Source organism: Streptomyces pseudovenezuelae (assembly GCF_029892565.1).
GTDB classification, from domain to species: domain Bacteria; phylum Actinomycetota; class Actinomycetes; order Streptomycetales; family Streptomycetaceae; genus Streptomyces; species Streptomyces pseudovenezuelae_A.
In genome coordinates, this window is record NZ_JARXVH010000014.1 from 72,877 (window position 1) to 96,154 (window position 23,278).

Sequence of the window (23,278 nt, forward strand, 5' to 3'; positions counted from 1 at the left end):
GAAATGCACCTCCCGCGCACGGAGCGGCAAGCCGGCAGTACCCGCTCAGCAGTCCCTGAACTCCGGGGACTGGTTGAGCAACTGGCTGCGTACCGAGGTGAAGCGGGCCAGCGTCTCGTCGACCGAGGCGTCCAGCGGGAACACCGCCACCCGGTGGCAGTTCTGGAAGGCCAGCCGCACACCGAAGTGCCGTTGCAGCGCGCCGCGTATCGCGTCACTCGCGAGCGCACGCAGCAACTGACCGCGTGCCTGCTCGTCCGGCGGCGGCGTCTGGTTGTCGGCGAAGTTACCGCCGTCCACCTTCAGCTGGGCCACCAGGGAGCTGATCATCTCCCATGCGTAGGGCAGGGAGGTCCGGACGCAGTCGACGAATTCAGCTTCGTCGACCTCGCCTCGCTCGGCCTGTTCGAGTAGGGCCGGTGAGACGTCGAGCGACATGGGTTCTCCTCTCAGACCCCTGTGGTCCACAGGGGTTCCCGGACAGGTAAGGGAGTTCGCGGTATCGAACACGCTGCGTACACGTTTCGCGACCTCCCGTTTACTACGGTAAGCAACGGACCGTGACGGCACCAGGCGAATGCGTACATGCGGAGACCTCGTTAGACCCACAATCAGCCATAAATGAACAGGGGTTGTCTGGGGTCTTCCGGGGCGAATCGCGTGGACCACTGCCCGTCGAGTAGCGTTGCCGACCATGCGTCTCGTCATTGCCCGTTGCTCCGTCGACTACGCGGGCCGGCTCACCGCCCACCTCCCCGCGGCACCCCGCCTGATCCTGGTGAAGGCGGACGGCAGCGTCTCCATCCACGCGGACGACCGCGCCTACAAGCCCCTGAACTGGATGTCGCCGCCCTGCACGCTGAAGGAGGGCGCGGGCGACGAGGAAGGCGTCTGGACCGTCATCAACAAGGCGGGCGAGAAGCTGATCATCACGATGGAGGAGATCCTCCACGATTCCTCGCACGAACTCGGTGTGGACCCGGGCCTGATCAAGGACGGCGTGGAAGCACACCTTCAGGAGCTGCTCGCCGACCGCATCGAAACGCTCGGCGAGGGCTACACGCTCATCCGCCGCGAGTACATGACGGCCATCGGCCCGGTCGACATCCTGTGCCGGGACGCCGAGGGGCAGACCGTCGCGATCGAGATCAAGCGGCGCGGTGAGATCGACGGCGTGGAGCAACTCACGCGCTATCTGGAGCTGTTGAACCGCGATCCCCACCTCGCCCCGGTCCGCGGCGTCTTCGCGGCCCAGGAGATCAAGCCCCAGGCCCGCGTCCTCGCCACCGACCGCGGCATCGGCTGCACGGTCCTGGACTACAACGCCCTGCGCGGCATCGAGGACGACAAACTGCGCCTGTTCTGACGCCTGTTCCGACCGCGGCACAGCGACTTCTACGACAGTGAGGGCCGGGTCCGTCGAGAACGGACCCGGCCCTCACGCGTCGCGGTTACCTCAGATCACGTCGCCCGAGACGCTCGCGGTGGTGGTCTCCGGCGCGGTCGCCGAAGTGGTCGTCTCCGCGGGGGCACTTGAGGCCGGGCCACTGGCCGTGTCGGTGGTGCCCGGCTCGGTCGGTGGAGTCGTTTCCGTGGGCGGCGTGCTCTCCGTCGGACTCGGCGACGAGGTGTCACTCGGCGACGTTGACGGCGAGGTGGACGGTGACGTCGACGGACTGTGCGACGGCGGCTTGGACGAGGACGAGTGCGACGGCGAGTGCGAGGAACCACCGCCCTGCGTGCCGCTCGGGTCGTCGGACGGCTTGGACGTGTCCGACGGCGGGGTCGGGTCGTCGGACGTGCCGAAGGTGCCGTCGGGGCCCGGGTCGGTCGGCCGGCTGGTCGCCGTACCGGTGTCGCTCTTGCCGTCGCCGTTGGTCGGCAGGTCGGCGCCCAGGCTGCCGTCGTTGAGGCCCTGGCTCGCGGACGGGTTGGGGCCGACCTGGTTCGACGGGTCGTCGGCGTCGTTGTTGGACGTGGCGCCGAGCGTCACCACCGTGCCGAGCACGGCCGCGAGCAGGGCGCCCGCGCCGGCCGCCACGAGGTTGCGCCGGGCCAGGCCGCGCAGGCCGCCACGGCGGGCCCTGGACGGTCCGGGGGCCGCGGCGCGGTGGGTGACCAGGGTCGTGCCGTCGCCGCCCGGCGGCAGCGCCAGGACGACCGCGGGGACGCCGCCGGGCGGCGACTGCGACTCCTCGTGGCGCGCGTCCGGCACCTCCTCGCCCGTGGTGGAGCCGAAGCCCGGCGTGGTGCCGGTGCGGTCGGCGACCAGGGCCAGGGCACGGCGGCCTGCGACGGTGCCGCGCTTGTCGGCGACCGCGCCGCGCATGGCGACGGCGGCCTCCAGCTCGGCGCGCGCCTGCTCGAACTCTCCGCCGCAGAGCGCGAGGATGCCCAACTCGTGGTGGAAATAGGCCTGTTCCGACACCTCGCCGGACAGTTCGGCGGCCTCGGCGCCGGCCCGCAGGGCCCGCTCCCAGGCGCTCCAGCGCAGCCCCGCGGCGAACGCGGGCGCCGCCGTGCGGGCCAGCTGGACGGTGACGCTCTCCTCGTCCTCGGCGGGTGCCGTGGTGCCCGGCACCAGGAGGTCGAGGGCGGTGATCAGGGCGTCGGCCTCGGCGCACACCCGCTCCGGGGTGACCGAGGGATGCCCGGCCCACCAGGCGTAGTGCCGGGCGGCGGCCAGGGCCTGCGTCTCGGCGTCCTCGCCGTATCCGGCCGCCACCAGCTGGGCCGGCACCCCGGCGGCGAGCCGGTAGCGGGTGCCGACCGGGGAGACCAGTCCGCAGCCCGCGAGTTCGCCGAGGGCGGCGTCCGCGTGGGTGTCGCCGACCAGCGCGGGCAGATGCGCCTGGTGCGGCACCTCGCCGCCGAGCGCGACGGCGAACCGCAGGGTGGCGCGGGCCGAGGCGCTGAGCCGGGCCGCGAGCAGCGGGGCGGGCGCGGCGGCCTCGCCGAGCGAGGGCAGCGGCACCTCGTCGCCGGGCTCGGTCTCGAAGGGCGCGTCGACGGGGAGGGCGTCCGCGAAGACGCCGAACTCGTCGACCGCGCCGGTGCCGTTGCGCAGTTGTTCGCGCTGGCGCAGCAGGGCGCCGGCCTGGACGAAGCGCAGGGGCAGGCCCTCGGACTCGAACCAGAGGTCGCCGGCCCAGTTGGCCTCCTCCTCGGTGAGGACCCGGCCGACGGTGCGCTCCAGGATCTCCACGCCGGCCGCGCGGTCGAGGCCGGCCAGGAAGACCTCCTCGACGGCGGAGTCGACGGAGGGCGCCGGTACGTCGGGCGTCGTGGCGAGCACGAAGGCGCACTCGGGTGTCGCGTCCAGCAGTTCGTCGAGCGCGGCGCCGCCGAACTGGAGGTCGTCGAGGACGACGACCGCGCCGATCTCCCGGACCAGGGCGCGCAGCTCGTCCGGGGCCGGCCGGTACAGGGGCGCGTCGTAGACGGCGTAGAAGAGGTCGTGGAGCAGGTCGTCGGCGGTGCGGTGGAAGCCGTCGAGGCGGACGACGCCGTCGGGGGCGAGGTCCTCGCAGTCCTCGGCGACCAGGTCGAGCAGGCTGGTGCGGCCCGATCCCGCGGGGCCGGTCACCAGGACCGAGCGACCCCGGGCGAGCAGCCGGACCAGGCGCTCGCGGTCGTCCTGGCGCTCCAGCAGGGGCAGTACGGGGCGTGCCGGTCCCGCTGGGACGGGCGGCCGGGCGGCGCGGTCGGTCTCGACGCGCTGCTCCGCCGTGAGCTTGGCGGGCCGTCCGGGGAGTTCGCTGGGCGGGCAGGCCTCTATCTCGCTGCCGTCCACGGGATTGACGGTGAGCAGGTAGTCGCCGGTGACGAGCTGCACCGTGCGCGCGAGCGCGGGTGCGTGCTGTCCGAAGTCGGTGGTGAGGGGGTCCCTCGGCGGGCGCTGACGCGGCGAGCTGCCGTCGGCGTCATGGCCGTACTCCTCGGGTCCCCGGTCGTTCGGGTCCATAGGTTTCAAGCCCCCCAAAAGCGCTCGTGTGCTCTTCAAGCCCCTCCCGGCCTTGCCGCACACCACGCTGTCGCTTCTGGTCCGGTGCCCACTCGAGGGATCTAGGTGGCGGGCAGCCGAACCCTAAACCTTCGCACAGTATGTCCGACAGCCCGGGGTACCGCGCCGCCCGAGACGTCACAGTCTCATGAGGATTGCGCGCGCCCTGTGTTTCGTCTCCGGACCGCCGGTCCGCCCCGCCCCGCGCCGCTCGTCACACGCGGGGCAGGGACTCCACTCCGATGCCGCCCTCGATCGCCAGGATCCGGTGCAGCCGGGTGGCCACCAGCAGGCGCTGCATCTGCGGCGGTACGTCGCGCAGCACCAGGCGCCGGCCGCAGCGGCCGGCCCGCCGGTGGACGCCCATGATCACGCCGAGTCCGGTGGCGTCCCAGGAGTCCAGCTCGGACAGGTCGAGCACCAGGTCGCCGACTCCGTCGTCGACTGCCGAGTGCAGGACCGTACGGGCGTCCGCCGCGCTGCGGACGTCGAGGCGGCCCCCGACGACCAGCTCGGCGTGGTCGCCCCTGATGTGCATATGCGCTCCCCGTGAGTGCGGTGGTGTGTCCTCGTACTCCGTGACGGTGGCTGTGCAACGTCTGACTGCTTCAGCGGCGAACAGGTTGCCGTCTGTAAGCGAACCGATACCGAATTCACCCCGGAGGGTGATGCCTCCGGGGGCTGTGCGGTTTCAGTGGCTGTACGTACTGGTGTGTCAGTACGTGTAGAAGCCCTGCCCGCTCTTGCGTCCGATGTCACCGGCGTCAACCATCCGGCGCATCAGCTCCGGCGGCGCGAACTTCTCGTCCTGCGTCTCGGTGTAGATGTTGCCGGTGGCGTGCAGCAGGATGTCGACGCCGGTCAGGTCGGCCGTGGCCAGCGGGCCCATCGCATGGCCGAAGCCCAGCTTGCACGCGAGGTCGATGTCCTCGGCGCTCGCCACGCCCGACTCGTAGAGCTTGGTCGCCTCGACGACGAGCGCCGAGATGAGACGGGTCGTCACGAAGCCGGCGACGTCGCGGTTGACGACGATGCAGGTCTTGCCGACGGACTCGGCGAACTCCCGCGCGGTGGCGAGGGTTTCGTCGCTCGTCTTGTACCCGCGGACCAGCTCGACGAGCTGCATCATCGGCACCGGCGAGAAGAAGTGCACACCGACGACCCGCTCCGGGTGCTCAGTGGCCGCCGCGATCTTGGTGATCGGGATCGCGGAGGTGTTGGACGCCAGCACGGCATCCGGGCGCACGATCTTGTCGAGCGCGCGGAAGATCTCGTGCTTGACCTCCAGCTTCTCGAAGACGGCCTCGACGACGAGGTCGGCGTCCGCGGCGGCGTCCAGATCGGTGGTCGCGGTGATCCGGCCGAGGGCGGTGTCGGCGTCGTGCGCCTCCAATTTGCCCTTGCTCACGAACTTGTCGTACGAGGCCTTGATGCCGTCGGTGCCACGCTTCAGCGCCTCGTCGGTGACGTCCCGAAGGACCACCTCCCAGCCCGCCTGCGCGGCGACCTGGGCGATACCGGAACCCATCAGACCGGCGCCGATGACGGCCAGCTTCCGTGCCACTGTGCGACTCCCCTTTTGAACGCCTTACACGCTGTTCAGTTGCCTCTTCGGCGGACCTTAGCGCTCGTGACGGGCTGTGTGACCGGTAAGTAATGCGCGTCACGTCTCATCTGACGGACATCACACCGGCACGGGTCACGGGGCGCCACGGACGGCGTAGTTGAGCACCTTCGCGCCCAACAGCTCCTCGATGTCGTCGAGAAGGACGAGCACCTCTCGTGACACTACGTCCGGATTGCGCCCGGCGAGCATCGCGCGGCCGACGCTCACCATGACCATCTGCTGGACCCAGCAGATCTGACCCGCGATCAGACCGGGCAGGGGGTCGTCGGCGGACGCGCCCGTCTCCTCCCGGAGGGTGCCTTCGAGGTGGTCGCGGATCTCCTCCTGGAGCGTCCACAGCCGGGACCGCAGGGGCGGCGCCTCGTGGATGACGCGCATGAAGCGGTCGTAGCCCTCCATGAGGCCGACCCGCGGCGAGACCACCTCGACCTCGGCACGGAGTTCGCGCAGGACGGCACCGGCCGCCGACTCCCCCTCGTCCCGGCCGCGCACCCAGCGGGAGGTCCGTTCCACGACCTGGGCGGAGCGGTCGAGGAAGAGGTCCTCCTTGGCGGGGAAGTAGTTGTAGACGGTGTTGACCGAGACGTCGGCCGCCTCCGCGATCTCCGCGATGGTCACCTCCATGAACCCGCGCTCCAGGAACAGCCCGGTGGCCATGTCCGAGATGCGCTGTCGCGTCTCGCGCTTCTTCCGCTCCCTGAGCCCTTCCGTCATGGTCCACATCCTAACTTCGATGGACTCTATTAAATTTTGGGGCCATTGCAAACTTTCAGAGACTCTGTTTTTCTGGTGCCATGTCCATCATCAGTACGGCCTCGCTGGCCCGTACCTTCCAGACCAGGCTCGGCCCCGTGGCGGCCGTGCGCGGTATCGACCTCTCCGTCCGGGAGGGCGAGATCATCGGCCTCCTCGGCCCGAACGGCGCCGGGAAGACGACCACCCTCCGGATGCTCACCACCCTGCTGAAGCCCACCGGCGGCGCGGCCACCATCGCCGGCCGCGACCTCGCCACCGACCCGGCCGGAGTGCGCCGGGCCTGCGGATACGTGGCCCAGTCCGGCGGCGTCGACCCGCAGATCTCCATACGGGAGGAGCTCGTCACGCAGGGGCGTCTGTACCGGCTGACGAGGGACCAAGCGGCCGAGCGGGCCAGGGAGTTGGCCGACACCCTCGGCCTCGCCGACCTCCTCGACCGCAGGTGCGGCACGCTCTCCGGCGGTCAGCGGCGCCGGCTCGACATCGCGCTGGCACTCGCCCACCGCCCGAAGGTCCTGTTCCTCGACGAGCCGACGACCGGCCTCGACCCCGGCAGCCGCGCCGACCTGTGGGACCTGATCCGCGGACTGCGCGACGAGCACGGCACCACCGTCTTCCTGACGACCCACTACCTCGACGAGGCCGACGCCCTCGCGGACCGGCTGGTGATCGTCGACAAGGGCGTCGTCGTGGCCGAAGGCACGCCGAGCGCCCTGAAGTTGGCGCACGCCGGCTCGATCGACGCCACCCTCCAGGACACCTTCCTCGCCATCACCGGCCGCGGCCCCGCCCCGGCCGACGCCGCCCCCGTAGCCGTATAGCCGACCCGAACCGCCGTACAGGAGTCCGATGTTCGTCCAAGACACCGCGCTGATCTACGGGCGCTATCTGCGCCAGTCGCTGCGCTCCCGATTCGCGCTGCTCTTCGGGTTGTTGATGCCGTTGCTGTATCTGCTGTTCTTCGGTCCGCTGCTCACGGGTCTGCCGCTCGGCGGGGGAGGCAGTTCCTGGCAGTTGCTCGTGCCGGGGCTGTTGCTTCAACTCGGGCTGTTCGGGGCCGCGTTCTCGGGGTTCACGGTCATCGTCGAGAAGGGGCAGGGCGTGGTCGAGAGGATGCGGGTGACCCCGGTCAGCCGGCTCGCGCTGCTCCTCGGCCGGGTGCTGCGCGATGCCACGGTCCTGGTCGTCCAGGCGGTGCTGCTGGTGCTGGCGGCGGTGGTCATGGGGCTGCGGGCGCCGCTGGCCGGTGTGCTGATCGGGTTCGCGTTCGTCGCGCTGCTCACGGTCTCGCTGGGCTCGCTGTCGTGTGCCCTGGCGATGCGGGTCGCCACCCCGCAGGAGTTCGGCCCGCTGGTCAACGCCGTGACCCTGCCGGCGATGCTGCTGTCCGGCCTGATGCTCCCGATGGCCCTGGCGCCGGGCTGGCTGGACCTGCTCTCGCACGTCATGCCGCTGCGCTATCTGGTGGACGCGGTGCGGGACGCGTACGTCGGCTCGTACACGAGCGACCACATGCTGTACGGCGTCCTGGTGGCCGTCGCCTTCGCGACACTCGCCGTGACGGCGGGCACACGCGTGTTCCGTACCGCCGGGGCGTAACTACGCTGGCCCCATGGTCAATCTGACGCGCATCTACACCAGGACCGGCGACCAGGGCACCACCGCCCTCGGCGACATGAGCCGGGTCGCCAAGACCGATCTGCGGATCTCCGCGTACGCCGACGCCAACGAGGCGAACGCCGTGCTCGGCACGGCGATCGCGCTGGGCGGCCTGGACGAGGAGATCGTCAAGGTCCTCGTCCGCGTCCAGAACGACCTCTTCGACGTGGGCGCGGACCTGTCGACGCCGGTGGTGGAGAACCCCGAGTTCCCGCCGCTGCGCGTCGAGCAGTTCTACGTCGACAAGCTGGAGGCGGACTGCGACCGCTTCAACGAGGAGCTGGAGAAACTGCGCTCCTTCATCCTCCCCGGCGGCACCCCGGGCGCGGCCCTGCTCCACCAGGCCTGCACGGTCGTCCGCCGGGCCGAGCGGTCGACGTGGGCCGCGCTGGAGGTCCACGGCGAGGTCATGAACCCCCTCACGGCGACCTACCTCAACCGGCTATCGGACCTGCTCTTCATCCTGGCGCGCACGGCGAACGTGAGTGTCGGGGATGTCCTGTGGGTGCCCGGCGGGGAGCGCTGACTCCGGCCCTGACTCCGACTCCGGGCGCCTCTTCGGCCAGATCAGGTACGTCAGCGCGATCAGGCCGTGCAGGCCCACCGCCCTGAGCGCGACCCACTGGAAGCTGCGCAGGGAGGACGTGTCGCCGTCGCCGACGTACCGGATCGCGGCCTGGAGCAGGGCGCAGGCGACGGCGGCCATCAGGACCGTGCGCAGCCACAGCCGGCCCTCGTGCCGGGCCCGGGCCAGGCCGTAGCGGGGCGGCTTGGGCGGGCGCGGGGCGCCGGCCAGGCGGTGGGCGGCGTGGCCGTCGAGCCAGCGGATCGTGTAGTGGCCGTAGGCGACCGTGAAGCCGATGTAGAGGGCCGCGAGGCCGTGTTCCCAGCTCGGTTCGGCGCCGTTCCTGAGGTCCACGGCCGTCACCACGAACAGGACCAGTTCCAGCACCGGCTCGCACAGCAGCAGCGCCACGCTCGTGCGGCGCATCTTCAGCAGGTAGCGGACGGCCAGCCCGGCGGCCAGCAGCACCCAGAACCCGACCTCGCAGGCGATGATCAGGGCGACGATCACGGTGTGCTCCTCACTGCGGTCGCGGTACGGCGGTTGTGGTCACCTCTCCAGGCTCGCGGCGGACCGGCGGCGATTCGTCGTCGTCGGTGAGGAAGTCGCGGTACATCGAACGATGCAGTTGAGGACCGTTCCCGGGGCGCAGGCGGGCGGCGCGTGCGCCGTGTTGGATGGAGTCATGGCCCCACGACTTGCCCGCCCGCACCGCGACGACGTGCGCATCGCCGTCGGGGGCCTGCTCGGCGGGCTGCTCGTCTGGGCGGTGAGCGTCGGCATCCGGGCGCACGACGACCCGCTGGTCCACTGGCACGGGCACTGGCCCGTCCTGCTGCCGCTCGTCGTGATGTCCGGCTGCGAACTGCTGCGCCGGTCCCGCCCCCGCACGGGCCTGCTGATCGGTGTCGCGGCGCTGGCCGCCGACACCATCACCCAGGGGAACCTGGCCACCCTCGTGATGTTCACGGACCTCGTCTACGCGGCCGTCCTGTATACCCCGCCCACCGCCGCCCGCCGGGTGCTGTGGAGCACCGGGCTGATGACGGTGCTCGCCACGGTGCTGCCCGTCGCCGCCCTACGCACGCCCGAGGCGCTGCTGATCGGCGTGGCCGTCGGGCTGGTGACGTTCACGCCCGCGACCACCGGCTGGATCGTCCGCAACCATCGGGACGCCGCCGACAGCGCCCGGCTGCGCGCCGAACAGACCGCGCTGCTGGCCGAGATGGACCGCGTCCAGGCGGTGACCGCCGAACGTGCCCGGATGGCACGGGAGTTGCACGACATGGTCGCCAACCACCTGTCCGCGATCGCCATCCACTCCACGGCGGCGCTCTCGCTCGACGACCCGAAGACGTCCCAGGAGGCGCTCGGGGTGATCCGCGAGAACAGCGTCGAGGGCCTCGCGGAGATGCGTCGGCTGATCGGCATCCTGCGGACCGGCGACGGCACGCCCACCGCGACCCCCACCCTGGACGGCGTCGGCGCCCTCGTCGACACCGCCCGCGCCAACGGCCTCGACGTCGTCCTCGACACCGACCACGACCAGGTCCCGGCCCCGGTCGAACTCGCCGCCTACCGGATCGTCCAGGAGTCCCTGACCAACGCGCTCAAGCACGCCCCACCCGGCCGGGTCACCGTGGGACTGGCCCAGCGGGACGGCGTCCTCGACGTCCGTGTCACCAGTCCGTACGGCGACCGGGAGGGTCCGCGTGCCCCGGGTTCCGGCGCCGGCCTGGTGGGGATGCGGGAGCGGGCCGCGCTCCTCGGCGGCACGTTCGAAGCGGGCCCCTCCCGTGCGCGGTGGGCCGTGCACGCCGCCCTCCCCCTGTCCGAAGGAACCTCCGCATGACCCCCGAAGGGACGCGCACGATCCGAGTCCTGGTCGCCGAGGACCAGTCCGCCGTGCGCGCCGGGCTCGTCCTCATCCTGCGCAACGCACCCGACATCGAGGTGGTCGGCGAGGCGGCGGACGGGGAGCAAGCGGTGGCGCTGGCCCGGGAGTTGCGGCCGGATCTGGTGCTGATGGACATTCAGATGCCGCGCCTGGACGGGGTGTCGGCGACCCGGCAGGTGGTGGCGGAACGGCTCGCGGACGTCCTCGTGCTGACCACGTTCGACCTGGACGAGTACGTCTTCGGGGCGCTGCGCGCGGGCGCCGCCGGTTTTCTTCTCAAGAACACCGACGCGAAGGACCTGTTGGAGGCGGTGCGTACGGTCGCGCGCGGCGAGGGCCTGATCGCCCCGGCCGTCACCCGGCGGCTCATCGCCGAGTTCGCCGCGGGACCTGCACGGCGGCCGGAGGCCGACCTGACCGTCCTGGACGCCCTGACCCGGCGCGAGCGCGAGGTGTTGTCGTGCCTCGGCGAGGGAATGTCCAACGCGGAGATCGCGGCCCGGCTCAACATGGCGGAGGCGACGGTGAAGACGCACGTCAGCCGACTGCTGGGGAAGCTGGAGCTGCGCAGCCGGGTACAAGCGGCCGTGCTGGCGCAGGAGTTGGGAATCTGACCGGACGCCCGGTTAGTGGTCCAGACCTCTTGACCTGTGGTCCAGACCTTTCTATTCTCGCGGCACCGTGGGTGCGAAGGCTCAGTCGCACCCCCACCCCCGCTCTTTGAGCTCTTTGAAAAGAGGAGGCGCACTATGCGCTTCAGACACAGAGCCGCCGCAGGGTTCGCATCCCTGCTGCTCCCGCTGGCCGGTCTGGTCGGCCTCGCGAGCCCCGCCCAGGCCGCGACCAGTTCGACCGCCACCTTCGCCAAGGCCTCCGACTGGGGGACCGGCTTCGAGGGCAAGTGGACGGTGAAGAACACCGGCACCACGGCCATCAGCACCTGGACCGTCGAGTGGGACTTCCCCTCCGGCACGTCCGTCACCTCCGCCTGGGACGCCGACGTCACGTCCTCCGGCACCCACTGGACCGCCAAGAACAAGTCCTACAACGGCGCCATCGCCCCGGGCGCCTCCGTCTCCTTCGGCTTCAACGGCGCCGGCTCCGGCTCACCCTCCAACTGCAAGCTGAACGGCGGCAGTTGTGACGGCGGCACCACCGTCCCGGGTGACGCGGCACCGTCCGCGCCCGGCACCCCGACCGCCTCGAACATCACCAACACCTCGGTGAACCTGTCCTGGTCGGCCGCGACCGACGACAAGGGCATCAAGAACTACGACGTCCTGCGCGACGGCACCAAGGTCGCCACGGTGACGACGACGTCGTACACCAACACCGGCCTGACCGCCGGCACCGACTACTCCTACACCGTGCAGGCCCGGGACACCGTCGACCAGACCGGCCCGGTCAGCGGCGCGGTCGCGGTGCACACCACCGGAGGCACCACTCCCCCGGACACCGGCAACAAGGTCAAGCTCGGCTATCTCACCGAGTGGGGCACCTACACCCGCAACTACCAGGTCAAGAACCTGGTGACCTCGGGCTCGGCCGCGAAGATCACGCACATCAACTACGCCTTCGGCAACGTGACCAACGGGCAGTGCGCGATCGGTGACGCCTACGCCGACTACCAGAAGACGTTCACCGCCGACCAGTCGGTCAGCGGCGTCGCCGACACCTGGGACCAGCCGATCGCCGGCAACTTCAACCAGTTGCGCCAGCTGAAGGCCAAGTACCCGAACATCAAGATCCTGTGGTCCTTCGGCGGCTGGACCTGGTCCGGCGGCTTCGCCCAGGCGGCGGCCAACCCGACCGCGTTCGCCAACTCCTGCTACAGCCTGGTCGAGGACCCGCGCTGGGCCGATGTGTTCGACGGCATCGACATCGACTGGGAGTACCCGAACGCCTGCGGCCTGTCCTGCGACAGCAGCGGCGCGGCGGCGTACAAGAACCTGATGTCCGCGCTGCGCACCAAGTTCGGCTCCAACTACCTGGTCACCGCCGCCACCACGGCGGACGGCACCTCCGGCGGCAAGATCGACGCCGCCGACTACGCGGGCGCGGCCCAGTACGTCGACTGGTACAACGTGATGACGTACGACTTCTTCGGCGCCTTCGACGCGGACGGCCCGACCGCCCCGCACTCCCCGCTCACCACCTACAGCGGCATCCCGACGCCCGGCTTCACCACGGCCGACGCGATCGCCAAGTTCAAGTCGAAGGGCGTCGCCGCCAGCAAGCTGCTGGTCGGCATCGGCTTCTACGGCCGTGGCTGGACCGGCGTGAGTCAGGCCGCACCCGGCGGCTCGGCGACCGGCCCGGCGCCCGGCACCTACGAACAGGGCATCGAGGACTACAAGGTCCTCAAGACGTCCTGCCCGGCCACCGGCACGATCGCCGGTACGGCGTACGCCTACTGCGGCAACAACTGGTGGTCGTACGACACCCCGGCGACCATCGGCACGAAGATGGCGTGGGCCAAGACCCAGGGTCTGGGCGGCGCGTTCTTCTGGGACTTCAGCGGCGACACTAGCAACGGTGAGCTGGTGACCGCCATCAACAACGGGCTCGCGTAAGCGAGTTGCCGACAACAGCTAAGCGACGTTGACGCGCTGACCGGGTGGGGCTGCCTCAAGCCACGCGAGAAATCCGGTCAGCGCGTCATCGCTCATGGCGAGTTCGAGACGCGTGCCCCGGTGCAGACAGGTGAGGACCACGGCGTCGGACAGCAGCGCCAACTCCTCCTCGCCCTCGGGCAGTCGGCGGCCGGCCACCTCGATGGCGGCACGCTCCAGGACCCGGCGCGGGCGGTAGGCGTAGGAGAAGACCCGGTACCACTCGATGCGGTCGCCGTTGTAGCGGGCGACGCCGTAACTCCAGCCTTTTCCACTGGTGTCGGGTTTCTCCGGGACGTCCCAGCGCAGGGAACAGTCGAAGGTGCCGCCGGAGCGCTGGATGAGTCTGCGGCGCAGGCCGAAGACGAACAACCCCAGCACCACCAGGGCCACGACAATTCCGCACACAGTCAGAGCGAGGACCATCGACACCGACCTCCTCGTCTCCTAGGTACCGAAAACAGATAACGGAACGGAAAAAACATCCAGATCTGCCTCAGCCGCGACCGGCTCCGGATTGCTCCGGTGCCGATCGCGGCTGAGTGACGTCATCGCAGCTGCGCTGGGCTCAGGCTCAGCTCACGGCCGCCGTACGCAGTCGTACGTCCGCACGGCGCTCCGCGGAGGCGTCGCCCTCCGCCTTGGCGCGCTCCAGCTCCCGCTCCGCGCGCTGGACGTCGATCTCGTCCGACAGCTCGGCGATCTCGGCCAGCAGCGACAGCTTGTTGTCCGCGAACGAGATGAAACCGCCGTGGACAGCCGCCACGACCGTTCCCCCGTCGCTCGTACGGATGGTCACCGGGCCCGACTCCAGCACACCGAGCAGCGGCTGGTGACCGGGCATGACGCCGATGTCGCCGGACGTGGTGCGCGCGACGACCAGGGTGGCCTCGCCGGACCAGACCTCTCGGTCGGCCGCGACCAACGCGACGTGCAGCTCAGCAGCCAAGGTTGGCTCCTCGGGTCACCACCCGGCGGTTGTGCCGGGTGTTGGTTACAAGTCTAGTGGGCGTGAATGAGGGGGCGGGACGTGCCCCGCCCCCTCACCTGTGAGTCATAGGACTCACGTCGAGCTCAGGGCTCAGGAGACGCCCAGCTCCTTGGCGTTGGCCTTCAGGTCCTCGATGCCACCGCACAGGAAGAACGCCTGCTCCGGGAAGTGGTCGTACTCACCGTCGATGATCGCGTTGAACGCGGTGATCGACTCCTCCAGCGGGACGTCCGACCCGTCGACGCCGGTGAACTGCTTGGCGACGTGGGTGTTCTGGGACAGGAAGCGCTCCACGCGACGGGCGCGGTGAACGGTGAGCTTGTCCTCCTCGCCGAGCTCGTCGATACCGAGGATGGCGATGATGTCCTGGAGGTCCTTGTACTTCTGCAGCACCGTCTTGACGCGCATCGCGGTGTTGTAGTGGTCCGCCGCGATGTACCGCGGGTCCAGGATGCGGGACGTGGAGTCCAGCGGGTCCACGGCCGGGTAGATGCCCTTCTCGGAGATCGGACGGGACAGAACCGTCGTCGCGTCGAGGTGGGCGAAGGTGGTGGCCGGGGCCGGGTCGGTCAGGTCGTCCGCGGGGACGTAGATCGCCTGCATCGAGGTGATCGAGTGACCGCGGGTCGAGGTGATGCGCTCCTGGAGCAGACCCATCTCGTCGGCCAGGTTCGGCTGGTAGCCCACCGCGGAGGGCATGCGGCCGAGCAGGGTCGAGACCTCGGAACCGGCCTGCGTGAAGCGGAAGATGTTGTCGATGAAGAACAGCACGTCCTGCTTCTGCACATCGCGGAAGTACTCCGCCATGGTCAGACCGGCCAGGGCCACGCGCAGACGGGTGCCCGGGGGCTCGTCCATCTGACCGAAGACAAGCGCCGTCTTGTCGATGACGCCCGACTCCGACATCTCCTCGATGAGGTCGTTGCCCTCACGAGTGCGCTCACCGACACCGGCGAACACGGAGACACCGTCGTGGTTGTTGGCGACGCGGTAGATCATCTCCTGGATGAGCACCGTCTTGCCGACGCCGGCACCGCCGAACAGGCCGATCTTGCCACCCTTGACGTACGGGGTGAGCAGGTCGATGACCTTGACGCCGGTCTCGAACATCTCGGTCTTCGACTCGAGCTCGTCGAAGCGCGGGGCCTTGCGGTGGATGGACCAGCGCTCGCCGTCGTACTTCTCGTCGCTGTTCAGCACCTCGCCGAGGGTGTTGAAGACCTTGCCCTTGGTGAAGTCGCCGACCGGGACGGTGATGCCCGTGCCGGTGTCGGTGACGGCGGCCTGGCGGACCAGACCGTCGGTGGGCTGCATCGAGATGGTGCGGACCAGGCCGTCACCCAGGTGCTGGGCGACCTCCAGGGTCAGCGTCTTCTTCGCGCCGTCCTGGGCCGGGTCGGCCACCTCTACGTGCAGAGCGTTGTAGATCTCCGGCATCGCGTCGACGGGGAACTCCACGTCGACGACCGGGCCGATGACCCGGGCGACGCGGCCCGTGGCAACGGCCGTCTCAACTGTCGTCGTCATTACCTGTCACTCCCCGCGGTCGCGTCGGCCAGGGCTGCGGAGCCACCGACGATCTCGCTGATTTCCTGGGTGATTTCGGCCTGGCGGGCCGCGTTTGCAAGTCGGGAGAGCGTGGTGATCAGGTCTCCCGCGTTGTCGGTGGCCGACTTCATCGCGCGGCGCGTGGCGGCGTGCTTGGAAGCGGCCGACTGGAGCAGCGCGTTGTAGATACGGCTCTCGACGTACCGCGGCAGCAGGGCGTCCAGGACGTCCTCCGCCGACGGCTCGAAGTCGTACAGCGGAAGGATCTCGCCCTTGGGCGCCTCTTCCGCCACCTCTTCGAGGCTGAGCGGAAGCAGCCGGCTGTCGATCGCCGTCTGCGTCATCATCGAGACGAACTCGGTGTAGACGATGTGGATCTCGTCCACGCCGCCCTCCGCCGTCTCCGTCTCGATCGCCTCGATCAGCGGACCCGCGACCTTCTTCGCGTCCGCGTACGAGGGCTCGTCGGTGAAGCCCGACCACGACTCCGCGACCTTGCGCTCGCGGAAGTTGTAGTGGGCCAGACCGCGGCGGCCGACGATGTACGTGTCGACCTCCTTGCCCTCGGCCTGCAGACGCGCGGTCAGCTGCTCCGCGGCCTTGATGGCGTTGGAGTTGAAGGCGCCGGCCAGACCGCGGTCGCTCGTGAGGAGCAGAACCGCGGAACGGGTCGGCGTCTCCGCCTCGGTGGTCAGCGGGTGCTTGGTGTTCGAGCCGGTGCCGACCGCCGTGACCGCGCGAGTGAGCTCGGTCGCGTACGGCGTGGAGGCCCTCACCTTGCGCTGCGCCTTGACGACGCGCGAGGCGGCGATCATCTCCATCGCCTTGGTGATCTTCTTGGTCGCGGTGACGGATCGGATGCGACGCTTGTAGACCCGGAGCTGGGCTCCCATGAGTCAGGTCCCTTCCTTACGTCACTTGGCCGCGGCCGGGGCGTCCTCGCCGAGAAGCTTGCCGTCCGAGGTCTCGAACTGCTTCTTGAAGTCGGCGATCGCGTCCGCTGCGGCGGTGAGGGTGTCGTCCGACATCTTGCCGCCCTCCTTGATGGAGGTCATGAGGCCCTGCTGCTTGCGGTGCAGGTACTCGAGGAGCTCCTTCTCGAAGCGGCGGATGTCGTCGACCGGCACTTCGTCCATCTTGCCGGTGGTGGCGGACCACACCGAGATGACCTGGTCCTCGGTCGGCATCGGCTGGTACTGCGGCTGCTTGAGCAGCTCGACCAGACGCTGACCGCGCTCCAGCTGCGACTTCGACGCGGCGTCCAGGTCGGAACCGAAGGCGGCGAACGCCTCCAGCTCGCGGTACTGGGCCAGGTCGAGGCGCAGTCGCCCGGAGACCTGCTTCATCGCCTTGTGCTGCGCGGAACCACCGACTCGGGAGACGGAGATACCGACGTTCAGCGCGGGGCGCTGACCGGCGTTGAAGAGGTCCGACTCCAGGAAGCACTGGCCGTCGGTGATGGAGATGACGTTGGTCGGGATGAACGCCGAGACGTCGTTGGCCTTGGTCTCGACGATCGGCAGACCGGTCATCGAGCCCTTCCCCATCTCGTCGGAGAGCTTCGCGCAGCGCTCCAGCAGACGGGAGTGCAGGTAGAAGACGTCACCCGGGTAGGCCTCGCGGCCCGGCGGACGGCGCAGCAGCAGGGACACGGCGCGGTAGGCGTCGGCCTGCTTGGAGAGGTCGTCGAAGATGATGAGGACGTGCTTGCCGTCGTACATCCAGTGCTGGCCGATGGCCGAACCGGTGTACGGCGCCAGGTACTTGAAGCCAGCCGGGTCGGACGCCGGGGCGGCGACGATGGTCGTGTACTCCAGCGCGCCGGCCTCTTCGAGCGCACCACGCACGGAGGCGATGGTGGAGCCCTTCTGACCGATGGCGACGTAGATGCAGCGGACCTGCTTGTTCACGTCGCCCGAGCGCCAGTTGTCGCGCTGGTTGATGATCGTGTCGACGGCCAGGGCGGTCTTGCCGGTCTGGCGGTCGCCGATGATCAGCTGACGCTGGCCACGGCCGATCGGGGTCATCGCGTCGACGGCCTTGTAGCCGGTCTCCATCGGCTCGTGCACCGACTTGCGGACCATGACGCCCGGGGCCTGCAGCTCCAGGGCGCGGCGGCCGGTGGTCTCGATCTCGCCGAGGCCGTCGATCGGGTTGCCGAGCGGGTCGACGACACGGCCGAGGTAGCCCTCGCCGACGGCGACGGACAGGACCTCTCCGGTGCGGGTGACCGGCTGGCCCTCCTCGACACCGCTGAACTCGCCGAGGATGACGGTACCGATCTCACGCTCTTCGAGGTTGAGCGCGAGACCGAGGGTGCCGTCCTCGAACTTCAGCAGTTCGTTGGCCATGGCCGAGGGGAGGCCCTCGACCTTCGCGATGCCGTCGCCGGCAAGGGTGACCGTACCGACCTCCTCGCGCGAGGCCGCGTCCGGCTTGTACGACTGGACGAAGTTCTCCAGCGCGTCCCGGATCTCCTCCGGCCGGATCGTGAGCTCCGCCATCTGGGTTCCCTGCTCTCCTTGTTGGGCCCGAAGTTTCACTTTGGGGGGATGGGGACTCCCCCCTGAAAGAGGTGAATCCTCTGCACGGCCCAACCGGGCCGTAGGTACGTACTGCTCTGTTACTGCTGCTCTGTTACTACTGCTACTGCTCTGCTGCTTGTGAAGGTGCTGCTAGCTCGCCAGGCGGCGGGCGGCGTCCTCGATGCGGTCCGCGACCGAACCGTTGATGACCTCGTCACCGACCTGCACCCGCAGTCCGCCGACGACCTCGGGGTCGACGTCGAGGTTGAGGTGCATGGGGCGGCCGTAGAGCTTCGCGAGGGCGGCGCCCAGGCGCTGCTTCTGCGAGTCGCTCAGCGGCTCCGCCGAGGTGACGACGGCGACCGTGCGGTCCCGGCGCTCGGCGGCGAGCTTGGACAGGGACTCCAGTCCCGCCTCCAGGCTACGTCCCCGGGGCGCGGTGACCAGACGCGTCACCAGACGCTCGGTGGTCGCGTCGGCCCGGCGGTCGAGCAGCCGGTGCAGCAGCTCGGTCTTGGCGTTGCCAACGGCCTTGCGGCCGGTCAGCGCGGCGCGCAGCTCGGTGCTCGAGGAGACGATCCGGCCGAACCGGAACAGCTCGTCCTCCACGTTGTCGAGCGCGCCGGCCTGCTGGGCCGCGGTGAGGTCGGCGATGTTCGCCAGCTCCTCCAGCGCGTCCGCCAGGTCACGCGACTGCGACCAGCGCGAGCGGACCATGCCGGACACCAGGTCCACGGTCTGCCCGCCGACCTGACCGCCGAGCAGGCGCTCGGCCAGCTGGGCCTTGCCGGCACCGTCCTGCGCCGGGTCGGTGAGGACCCGCCGCAGGGACACCTCGCGGTCGAGCAGCGCGGTGACGGCGGCCAGCTCGTCGGCGAGCGAGCCGGCGTCCACGGACGTGCTGTCCGTCAGGGCGTCGAGACGCTCGCGCGCGGCTGCCAGGGCCTCGCGGCTCGCTCCGTTCATCGAGCCGCCTCGGCCTTCTCCTCAAGGTCATCGAGGAAACGGTCGATCACGCGGCTCTGCCGGGCGTGGTCCTCAAGGGACTCGCCGACCAGCTTGCCGGCCAGGTCGGTGGCGAGCTTGCCGACGTCCTGGCGCAGCGCGGACGCGGCGGCCTTGCGGTCGGCCTCGATCTGGGTGTGACCGGCGGCGACGATCTCCTCGCGCTGACGCTGGCCCTCGGCCCGCATCTCGGCGATGAGCGCGGCGCCCTGCTCCTGCGCCTCCTGGCGCAGACGCGCGGCCTCGTGCCGGGCCTCGGCGAGCTGGGCCTTGTACTGCTCAAGGACGCTCTGGGCCTCGGTCTGTGCGGCCTCGGCCTTCTCGATACCGCCCTCGATGGCCTCGCGACGCTCTTCCAGAACCTTGTTGATGGTCGGGAGGAGCTTCTTGGCGAGGAAGCCGAAGACGATGACGAAGGCGATCAGGCCGATGACGAGCTCCGGCCACGGCGGAATGAGGGGATTCTCCTTCTCCGCCTCGGCCGCCAGCTGAACCAGTGCGTGGTTCACATCAGTGCCTTTCGTCGAATGGGGCTGTCGTCGTCGTTCGTCTTAGTAGACGAACGGCATGACGAGGCCGATGAGGGCCAGCGCCTCACAGAACGCGAAGCCGAGGATCTGGTTGGCGCGGATGAGGCCGGCCGCCTCGGGCTGACGGGCGAGGGCCTGGGTGCCGTTGCCGAAGATGATGCCGACGCCGACGCCCGGGCCGATCGCGGCGAGGCCGTAACCGATGGAGCCGAGGTTGCCGTCGACCGCAGCGAGGGTCTGGAGAGCGGACATGCCGGTTCTTCCTTCTCTTTCAGTGACCGGTGGGGGTTGGCCACCGGTGGGTCTGTCGGTTGGGTCAGGGGGTCGCTCAGTGGTTCTCGGCGAGCGCGCCCTGGATGAAGGTGCAGGTCAGGAGGACGAAGACGTACGCCTGAACCGCTTGGATGAAGAGCTCGAAGGCGGTCATCACGATGACCATCACGAACGAGACAGCGGAGTAGGCGATGCCGATGCCGTTCAGCATGTACCAGCTGGCGATCGTGAAGAGCAGCAGCAGGGTGTGACCGGCGAACATGTTCGCGAAGAGTCGCACCGCGTGCGTGAACGGGCGGACCAGCAGGTTCGAGAAGAACTCGATGGTCATGGAGAGCGGCAGGACGGCGCCGAGCGACTTGTCGTAGCCGGTGACGTTCTTGAAGAAGCCGACGAAGCCGTGCCGCTTGAAGGTGATCGAGACCCACGTGATGTAGACGATCACCGCCAGGACCAGCGGGTAGGCGATGATCGACGTCACCGGGAAGGACGCGATCGGGACGATCGACCAGATGTTCATCATCCAGATGAAGAAGAACAGCGAGACGGCGAGCGGTACGTACTTCTCGCCCTCGCGCTTGCCGATCGTCTGGTAGACGATGCCGGTCCGGACGAAGTCGTAGCCGGCCTCGGCGATCATCTGGAGCTTGCCCGGCACGACCTGGGGCTTGCGGAACGCGGCCCAGAAAAAGCCCACCACGAGGATCGAACCGAGCAGGGCGAGCAGCATCGGCTTGTTGAAGTACAGGCCGTCGGTGTCGCCGGCGATCGGCTCGAACAGGAACGAGTGCAGGCCCGGAGCCGGGAAGCCGCACCCGTCGAACAGGTGGCAGCTCGTGTCGAAAGCGAGCGTCTGCGTCGGATCAGCACTCACCGCGGGCTCCTTCATCGTGGCGCATAGGTACGGCAACCTCGTTGTGTCGGCGCGGCGCGAGGCCGCGGTTCGGCACGGGACTGGTGTGACGGATGTGGGGGCGGCTGGGGGGCATCTCGCCTCGCGATTGGGCAGGCGTCAGCTCAGATGCCCGCGCCCGCGATGCCGCAGTTGGCACCGGACGATAGCAGGGTCCCGCGTGCGCTTTTATCCCGGCCCTACCTCTCACGACGAGTGCCCCGTCTTTTCGGGCTCGACGTAGAGGATCTTGGACTTCATGTGGGCTCGCGTCTGCGCGGCGATCCAGGCGAGAGTCCCGGCGACGAGCGTGAGCGCGAAGGCCCGGGGGTTGAACAACGTCGTGTTCTTGAAGATCGCGACGAACATGAACAGCAGAAGAATCTGTGTCGCGTAGAGCATCAGACCCATCGCCTGGAACAAGTGCGGAAGCGATTTGGCAGTGCGCTGCAGAACGTAGAGCCCGATTCCCATGAAGAGGATGACGATCAGCGTCGCGACGGCCGCCCCGACCACGCCCTTGCCACCCGCGACCACGCCGCCGACGACGGCGGCGATCGCGCCGACGGCAGCCGTGGGCACGGCGGCCTGGGCCAGGATCCGGACGTCATTGGACGGCATGGCGGCAACTCCGCTTTCGCAGGGGGGCTGGGGGTGTCGTCATGGACGAGCGTAGCCCCGGGGCGATGAGGAGTCTCACGCCAATGGACCGTCGCACTACGGTCCTTCGGCTCTGTCCGGGGTTCTCGTGAACCGTATCACAAACTATTTGATGCGGTCTTTACCAAGTAGGTGTGCCCGCTGTCACACATGAGAGTGACAGTGCGCGCCTGTGCGGAAACACGGTGAACTTGTCTGGTATTGGGGGGCTTTGCTCCCCCACGAGTTGGCAATGCTCTAGTCAGATTCTTACCTTGCCGAGATCGGCGCCGAGATCAGCGCCGGCGTCGGGCACCGAGGGCGGTCGCCCCGTTGACTCCCGATACCCCGACGGCAACCGGAGTGCGAGGTTCCGCACATTCCTCCGCCATCTCGGCGGCCACCGGCTCCAGTTCGTCGGTCTGCTCCCCCACGGCGGCCCGCCGCCGGCGGTAGCGCGGCGGCACGAACGCCTCGGCCCAGCGCGGTGCGCGCGGCGTGAAGCGCGGCAGCAGAAGCAGTGCGAGGCCGATCGCGCTGAGGAACACGATCCCCAACACGATCCACATGGAAGCCGAGTTGACCGAGTAGGCGAGTGCGCCGAACGCGATCAGCGCCGACCAGAAGTACATGATCAGCACCGCCCTGCTGTGCGAGTGGCCGATCTCCAGGAGCCGGTGGTGCAGATGCCCGCGGTCGGCGGCGAACGGCGACTGGCCCTTCCAGGTGCGGCGCACGATGGCCAGCACCAGGTCGGCGGTGGGCACCGCGATGATCGTCAGCGGCAGCAGCAACGGGATGTAGACCGGCACCGTCTGGTGCACCGCCGCCTTCTCGGATCCGGTGAACAGCTTCAGCGCGTCCGGGTCGACCTGCCCCGTGATCGAGATCGCACCCGCGGCCAGCACGAGCCCGATCAGCATCGAGCCGGAGTCGCCCATGAAGATCCGCGCGGGGTGCATGTTGTGCGGCAGGAAGCCGATGCACATGCCCATCAGGATCGCCGCGAACAGCGTGGCCGGGGCGGCCGCCTCGACGCCGTACGAGTACCAGATGCGGTAGGCGTACAGGAAGAACGCGGCGGCCGCGATGCACACCATGCCGGAGGCCAGGCCGTCGAGGCCGTCGACGAAGTTCACCGCGTTGATGGTGATGACGACCAGCGCGACCGTGAGCAGGGTGCCCTGCCACTGGGTCAGCGCCACGTTGCCGACGGTCGGGATCGGCAGCCACAGGATCGTCAGACCCTGCATGACCATCACGCCCGCGGCGATCATCTGGCCGCCCAGCTTGATCAGGGCGTCGATCTCGAACTTGTCGTCCAGGACACCGATCAGCCAGATCAGTGCCGCACCGGAGAGCAGCGCCCGCGGTTCGTTCGACTTCTCGAAGACCTCGCTGAGGTTGGTCAGATGATCGGCGACCAGCAGACCGGCGCACAGGCCGAAGAACATGGCGATACCGCCGAGCCGCGGAGTGGGTTCCCGGTGCACGTCACGGGCCCTGATCTCCGGCATCGCTCCGGCCACGATCGCGAACTTCCGCACCGGCCCTGTCAGCAGATACGTCACCGCGGCCGTCACGCAGAGCGTCAGCAGGTATTCACGCACAGGCTTCCCCACAGGTCTCGCTGGCCATCACAGCCCCACACCCTAGCGAGGGACGCATATGGTTGGGGACTTCCGGGTAGCGACGATGGTTGCACGCGTGCCTGTGCACGCGGGTCGCACCCAGGTGTACGAGGGTGCGTCTACCC

24 protein-coding genes are annotated in these 23,278 nt (G+C 69.2%); 7 read left to right on the forward strand and 17 right to left on the reverse strand.

Features of this window, described 5'->3' with window-relative positions:
* Positions 1-45: 45 nt before the first annotated feature.
* Entirely contained in the window at positions 46-438 is a 393-nt protein-coding gene (locus tag M2283_RS35835; protein WP_280880658.1) for an SCO5389 family protein, read from the reverse strand.
* A 256-nt stretch (positions 439-694) separates the two neighbouring features.
* Between M2283_RS35835 and nucS the strand changes: the two genes are divergently transcribed.
* Positions 695-1,366 carry an endonuclease NucS gene (gene nucS / locus M2283_RS35840; RefSeq protein WP_280880659.1) on the forward strand — a complete coding sequence of 224 codons (672 nt, stop codon included), beginning with the start codon at positions 695-697 and terminating at the stop codon, positions 1,364-1,366.
* A gap of 90 nt (positions 1,367-1,456) precedes the next feature.
* Here the strand turns inward: nucS and M2283_RS35845 are convergent, their stop codons facing one another.
* The 4 genes from M2283_RS35845 to M2283_RS35860 form a co-directional block, all read right to left on the reverse strand.
* The gene (locus tag M2283_RS35845; protein ID WP_280880660.1) at positions 1,457-3,964 is read right to left on the reverse strand and encodes an ATP-binding protein; all 2,508 of its coding nucleotides are present in this window, start codon (positions 3,962-3,964) and stop codon (positions 1,457-1,459) included.
* Between the two features lie 253 nt (positions 3,965-4,217).
* Entirely contained in the window at positions 4,218-4,541 is a 324-nt protein-coding gene (locus tag M2283_RS35850) for an STAS domain-containing protein (RefSeq protein ID WP_123997713.1), read from the reverse strand.
* Positions 4,542-4,718: 177 nt separating this feature from the next.
* The gene (locus M2283_RS35855) at positions 4,719-5,567 is read right to left on the reverse strand and encodes a 3-hydroxyacyl-CoA dehydrogenase family protein (RefSeq protein ID WP_280880661.1); all 849 of its coding nucleotides are present in this window, start codon (positions 5,565-5,567) and stop codon (positions 4,719-4,721) included.
* 135 nt (positions 5,568-5,702) lie between these two features.
* A complete protein-coding gene (locus M2283_RS35860) occupies positions 5,703-6,344 on the reverse strand; it encodes a TetR/AcrR family transcriptional regulator (protein WP_280880662.1) in 642 nt (213 codons plus the stop codon).
* Between the two features lie 80 nt (positions 6,345-6,424).
* Between M2283_RS35860 and M2283_RS35865 the strand changes: the two genes are divergently transcribed.
* From M2283_RS35865 to M2283_RS35875, 3 genes are read left to right on the forward strand one after another with little or no spacing between them, the layout of a single operon-like run.
* On the forward strand, positions 6,425-7,207 hold the full coding sequence (locus M2283_RS35865; protein ID WP_280880663.1) for an ABC transporter ATP-binding protein: 783 nt from the start codon (positions 6,425-6,427) through the stop codon (positions 7,205-7,207).
* Positions 7,208-7,235: 28 nt separating this feature from the next.
* A complete protein-coding gene (locus tag M2283_RS35870) occupies positions 7,236-7,985 on the forward strand; it encodes an ABC transporter permease (RefSeq protein ID WP_280880664.1) in 750 nt (249 codons plus the stop codon).
* A 13-nt stretch (positions 7,986-7,998) separates the two neighbouring features.
* Positions 7,999-8,571 (forward strand): cob(I)yrinic acid a,c-diamide adenosyltransferase, encoded by a 573-nt coding sequence (locus tag M2283_RS35875; RefSeq protein ID WP_280880665.1) that lies wholly within the window; start codon positions 7,999-8,001, stop codon positions 8,569-8,571.
* Here M2283_RS35875 and M2283_RS35880 read toward each other — a convergent pair.
* Positions 8,488-9,120 carry a hypothetical protein gene (locus M2283_RS35880; RefSeq protein WP_280880666.1) on the reverse strand — a complete coding sequence of 211 codons (633 nt, stop codon included), beginning with the start codon at positions 9,118-9,120 and terminating at the stop codon, positions 8,488-8,490. The genes M2283_RS35875 and M2283_RS35880 overlap by 84 nt on opposite strands.
* Positions 9,121-9,295: 175 nt before the next feature.
* Between M2283_RS35880 and M2283_RS35885 the strand changes: the two genes are divergently transcribed.
* The 3 genes from M2283_RS35885 to M2283_RS35895 all read left to right on the forward strand — a co-directional run bounded on the left by M2283_RS35885 (position 9,296) and on the right by M2283_RS35895 (position 13,080).
* Positions 9,296-10,462 carry a sensor histidine kinase gene (locus M2283_RS35885; protein WP_280880667.1) on the forward strand — a complete coding sequence of 389 codons (1,167 nt, stop codon included), beginning with the start codon at positions 9,296-9,298 and terminating at the stop codon, positions 10,460-10,462.
* The gene (locus tag M2283_RS35890) at positions 10,459-11,121 is read left to right on the forward strand and encodes a response regulator transcription factor (RefSeq protein WP_280880668.1); all 663 of its coding nucleotides are present in this window, start codon (positions 10,459-10,461) and stop codon (positions 11,119-11,121) included. The genes M2283_RS35885 and M2283_RS35890 overlap by 4 nt, the downstream gene beginning before the upstream one ends.
* A gap of 135 nt (positions 11,122-11,256) precedes the next feature.
* Positions 11,257-13,080: a glycoside hydrolase family 18 chitinase gene (locus M2283_RS35895; protein ID WP_280880669.1), complete on the forward strand. Its 1,824-nt coding sequence runs from the start codon at positions 11,257-11,259 to the stop codon at positions 13,078-13,080.
* An 18-nt stretch (positions 13,081-13,098) separates the two neighbouring features.
* Here M2283_RS35895 and M2283_RS35900 read toward each other — a convergent pair whose 3' ends face one another.
* From M2283_RS35900 to M2283_RS35950, 11 genes are all read right to left on the reverse strand, one after another.
* Positions 13,099-13,545 (reverse strand): DUF2550 domain-containing protein, encoded by a 447-nt coding sequence (locus M2283_RS35900; RefSeq protein WP_142142521.1) that lies wholly within the window; start codon positions 13,543-13,545, stop codon positions 13,099-13,101.
* A gap of 148 nt (positions 13,546-13,693) precedes the next feature.
* Positions 13,694-14,068, reverse strand: a complete 375-nt coding sequence (locus M2283_RS35905; protein ID WP_123997724.1) for a F0F1 ATP synthase subunit epsilon — start codon at positions 14,066-14,068, stop codon at positions 13,694-13,696.
* 132 nt (positions 14,069-14,200) lie between these two features.
* Positions 14,201-15,637 carry a F0F1 ATP synthase subunit beta gene (gene atpD / locus M2283_RS35910; protein WP_280880670.1) on the reverse strand — a complete coding sequence of 479 codons (1,437 nt, stop codon included), beginning with the start codon at positions 15,635-15,637 and terminating at the stop codon, positions 14,201-14,203.
* Positions 15,637-16,551: a F0F1 ATP synthase subunit gamma gene (locus M2283_RS35915; RefSeq protein WP_280880671.1), complete on the reverse strand. Its 915-nt coding sequence runs from the start codon at positions 16,549-16,551 to the stop codon at positions 15,637-15,639. Before M2283_RS35915 ends, atpD begins: the two co-directional genes overlap by 1 nt.
* Before the next feature lie 21 nt (positions 16,552-16,572).
* Entirely contained in the window at positions 16,573-18,162 is a 1,590-nt protein-coding gene (gene atpA / locus M2283_RS35920) for a F0F1 ATP synthase subunit alpha (RefSeq protein ID WP_280880672.1), read from the reverse strand.
* Between the two features lie 171 nt (positions 18,163-18,333).
* Entirely contained in the window at positions 18,334-19,149 is an 816-nt protein-coding gene (locus tag M2283_RS35925; protein ID WP_280880673.1) for a F0F1 ATP synthase subunit delta, read from the reverse strand.
* On the reverse strand, positions 19,146-19,697 hold the full coding sequence (locus tag M2283_RS35930; protein WP_280880674.1) for a F0F1 ATP synthase subunit B: 552 nt from the start codon (positions 19,695-19,697) through the stop codon (positions 19,146-19,148). Before M2283_RS35930 ends, M2283_RS35925 begins: the two co-directional genes overlap by 4 nt.
* Before the next feature lie 42 nt (positions 19,698-19,739).
* Complete coding sequence (atpE, locus tag M2283_RS35935; RefSeq protein WP_103780068.1) at positions 19,740-19,970, reverse strand: ATP synthase F0 subunit C; 231 nt, start codon at positions 19,968-19,970, stop codon at positions 19,740-19,742.
* 76 nt (positions 19,971-20,046) lie between these two features.
* Entirely contained in the window at positions 20,047-20,880 is an 834-nt protein-coding gene (atpB, locus tag M2283_RS35940) for a F0F1 ATP synthase subunit A (RefSeq protein WP_280880675.1), read from the reverse strand.
* Positions 20,881-21,090: 210 nt separating this feature from the next.
* Complete coding sequence (locus M2283_RS35945; RefSeq protein ID WP_280880676.1) at positions 21,091-21,504, reverse strand: hypothetical protein; 414 nt, start codon at positions 21,502-21,504, stop codon at positions 21,091-21,093.
* Between the two features lie 314 nt (positions 21,505-21,818).
* On the reverse strand, positions 21,819-23,132 hold the full coding sequence (locus M2283_RS35950; RefSeq protein WP_280880677.1) for an MraY family glycosyltransferase: 1,314 nt from the start codon (positions 23,130-23,132) through the stop codon (positions 21,819-21,821).
* Positions 23,133-23,278: the final 146 nt, after the last annotated feature.